Below are 3,483 nucleotides of genomic sequence, written 5' to 3'. Positions count from 1 at the left end.
GTACTACTCTATATACAGAAGAAGGAGAAGCTTGGACTATAAAGAAAGGAAAAATTCGAGGCGAGGAAAGTCATGGTATGATCTGTGCTGAAGATGAACTAGGTCTAGGAAAATCTCATGATGGTATCATGGTTTTAGATAATGACACTAAAGTAGGAACTCCTGCTTCTAGTTTATTTGATATTGAAAATGATCAAGTCTTCGAGATTGGTTTAACACCAAACCGAGCTGATGCTATGAGCCATTTTGGTACTGCTCGCGATTTAAAAGCAGGATTACAACAAAAGGATATTACTTTAGAATTAATTACACCTTCTGTTAGTGCTTTTCATGTTGAGAATAGAACTTTAAAAATAGATGTTGAGGTATTAAATAAAGAATTAGCACCTCGCTATTGTGGGGTAACAATATCTGGGGTAAAAGTTGGAGAATCTCCTGCATGGATACAACATAGATTAAAAGCTATTGGTTTAGCGCCCATAAATAATATTGTAGATATTACTAATTATGTTTTACATGAATTAGGGCAACCACTTCATGCTTTTGATGCTAATAAAATTGCAGGTAATAAAATTGAAGTAAAAACCGTAGAAGCTGGTACTAAATTTACTACTTTAGATGGTCTTGAGCGTGAATTACATGAAGATGATTTAATGATTTGCGATACAGAAAAACCATTATGTATTGCAGGGGTTTTTGGAGGTTTAGATTCTGGAGTCTCAGAACAAACCACTAATATCTTTTTAGAAAGTGCCTACTTTAACCCTGTTAGTGTTAGAAAAACAGCAAAACGCCACGTTTTAAATACCGATGCTTCTTTTAGGTTTGAAAGAGGTATAGACCCAAATATTACAGAATATGCTTTAAAACGTGCTGCTTTATTAATACAAGATATTGCAGGCGGAGAAATTACTAGTGATATTTCTGATGATTACTCTAATAAAATAGAAGATTTTCAGGTACGTATTAGTTTCGATAACGTTACAAGATTAATAGGACAAGAAATACCTAGAGAAACAATAAAAAGCATTCTTTCTTCTTTAGAGATTAAGGTTAATAATGTAACAGAAGCTGGTTTGGGCCTTACTGTACCTGCTTATAGAAATGATGTACAGCGTGAAGCAGATGTTATAGAAGAAATACTTCGTGTGTATGGCTATAATAACATTGAAACTACAACAAAATTAAACGCATCCATTTCTAACACATCTAGATTTGAGGATCATAAATTACAAAACGTAGTTGGTAATCAACTAGCGTCTCAAGGTTTTTACGAAATCCTATCTAATTCGTTAACCACTCCTAATTATATTAAATTAAGCGAGCAATTAAAGGAAGAGCATAATATTACTATGCTAAACCCTTTAAGTAATGATTTATCTGTAATGAGACAATCGTTATTATTTTCTGGTTTAGAATCTATATTACATAATATAAATAGAAGGCAGAGCGATTTAAAGTTATTTGAATTTGGTAAAACTTACCATAATTATAACGATAAGCGTGAAGAATATAAACACTTAACTTTGTTTACTACAGGTAATAAAGTAGCAGAAAACTGGAGTGTAACAGCAACCAAAAGTGATTTCTTTTATTTAAAAGGAACTATTATAGCACTTTTAGAACGTTTAGGAATTAATAGATATAGATCTGCTCCTACTAAAAATGATGTGTTTAGCGAAGGTATGCAGTTTGAACAAGGTAAAATGCCTTTAGTATCTTTTGGAGTTGTTAAAAACTCTATTTTAAAACACTTTAGCATTTCTCAAAATGTTTTATTTGCCGATTTTAATTGGGATAATATTATTGAAGTTGCTAAACGTAATAAAATTAAATTTACTGCTATACCAAAATATCCAGAAGTTCGTCGAGATTTTGCGTTATTGTTAGATGATAATGTTACATTTGAACAGATACATACAATTGCCAAACAAACGGAAAAACAATTACTTAAAAATGTAAGTTTGTTTGATGTCTACGAAGGTAAAAATCTACCTAAAGGTAAAAAGAGTTATGCTGTAAGTTTTATGTTTCTAGATGAACACAAAACACTTACAGACAAGGTTATTGATAAAATAATGAATAAATTACAATCTAATTTTGAAAACAAGTTAGGTGCAGAATTAAGATAATTATGACTGAACAAAATTCTCCAAAAAACAATAAAAATATTTTTAATTTACTATTAGGATTCCTTTTTATTGGAGTTGGAGGCTATCGACTTTACAGTCATTATTTTACTGAAACAGTTTATAGTAATTTTAGATTAGTGCTATCTATTCTATTAATTGGTTTTGGTATCAATAGTTTTTATAAGTATTTTAAATAAAGGGTTAAAACCCAATATTGGCAAAATAATTTAACACCTTTGCTGTACTCATTGTTAAGCAATGAGTATAAATTAATATTTTAGCTTGAGCAAATACAATGTGTTGTATTTGCTCTTTTTTTGTTAAAAAACAAAAATCCTTACTAATTGTAAGGAAAATCCTTAGCGATATTAAACTAAAAAAGTATATATTCACGCCCTTACAAATCGCTGTACGTTAATAATTTAGTGAATAAGTAATTAGTTTAACCAACCAAATGCAACTAAATATCAAGTAATTTATTGTTTAATATTCAACCTAAACAATTTATTATTTTATGAAAAATTTATTTATAGCATTTTCAATGCTAACACTGGTTTCTATTACATTTACTTCTTGCACTACAGAACCAGTAACCGAAGATGAAAACATTACCGCTATTATCGACCCTGAAAAAGAATGTCCGCCAAACGACAGAAACTGTAACGGTATTCCTGACGACGAAGAATAGTTTATATTTAACAATTGTAGTCTTAATAGGGAGTTTGTCTCCTTTTATGCATATGTACTACGGAGTTAATGATCAAGAAGGCATATTTGGTTATAGATATATGTCTTCTTTTTTATGGGCAATTGGAGTTAGAATTAGCCTATTATGTTCAGCCCTCTTAATGTTATATGCAAGTAGTAAAGTTCAATATGAATATAAAATTATATTTAAAAATATTTCTTTATTACTTTTATTTGTTGCATCTTTTTTTATAGCTCACATATTATTACCTAAAAAGCAACTTTTCAACTCTAAAGACTTTCCTGCTTATTTCTATTGGCTAGCAATAATTTTAATATCTATTAGTAGTGTTAAAATTTTTAAGCTATTTGAAACACTAATGAATTTTACTGAAAATAAATTTAAATCTACTATATCTAACATCTTTAAATATATTGGAGATAATATGCATGCCATTAAAGATGAGGAAAAAGAAGACCAGGATATAAAGAGAGGTAAAATTATAAAAGAGACAATAGAAAATGTCAGATAATAATACAGGCAACTCAAATAAAAGGATAAAAGATTCAGGGGTAATCCCAGAAGAGTATATCGAAAAATTTAGTGAAAATTTAGATAAATATGAAGAACAACTGAAAAAAGAAAAGAAGGCTAATTTAAACG

Annotated in this window: 4 protein-coding genes; all 4 read left to right on the top strand. The window is 29.4% G+C overall.

The features are described from left to right. Positions 1-2,132 (top strand): phenylalanine--tRNA ligase subunit beta (gene pheT, locus ACVC2P_RS16490; protein WP_452599552.1); only part of this gene is annotated, 2,132 nt, incomplete at its 5' end. Positions 2,133-2,134: 2 nt separating this feature from the next. Beyond that, positions 2,135-2,329 carry a hypothetical protein gene (locus tag ACVC2P_RS16485; RefSeq protein WP_452599551.1) on the top strand — a complete coding sequence of 65 codons (195 nt, stop codon included), beginning with the start codon at positions 2,135-2,137 and terminating at the stop codon, positions 2,327-2,329. Positions 2,330-2,646: 317 nt separating this feature from the next. Next, positions 2,647-2,820 (top strand): hypothetical protein, encoded by a 174-nt coding sequence (locus ACVC2P_RS16480; RefSeq protein ID WP_452599550.1) that lies wholly within the window; start codon positions 2,647-2,649, stop codon positions 2,818-2,820. A 100-nt stretch (positions 2,821-2,920) separates the two neighbouring features. Then, positions 2,921-3,352, top strand: coding sequence for a hypothetical protein (locus tag ACVC2P_RS16475; protein ID WP_452599549.1), 432 nt, complete (start codon positions 2,921-2,923; stop codon positions 3,350-3,352). Positions 3,353-3,483: the final 131 nt, after the last annotated feature.

Source organism: Pontimicrobium sp. MEBiC01747, assembly GCF_053601635.1.
This window is presented reverse-complemented; position numbering and strand designations above follow the sequence as displayed.

Bases quoted from the DNA above. Each gene is read 5' to 3' on its own strand.
- ACVC2P_RS16475 (WP_452599549.1), top strand. From the start codon at position 2,921: ATGTCTTCTTTTTTATGGGCAATTGGAGTTAGAATTAGCCTATTATGT.
- ACVC2P_RS16480 (WP_452599550.1), top strand. From the start codon at position 2,647: ATGAAAAATTTATTTATAGCATTTTCAATGCTAACACTGGTTTCTATT.
- ACVC2P_RS16485 (WP_452599551.1), top strand. From the start codon at position 2,135: ATGACTGAACAAAATTCTCCAAAAAACAATAAAAATATTTTTAATTTA.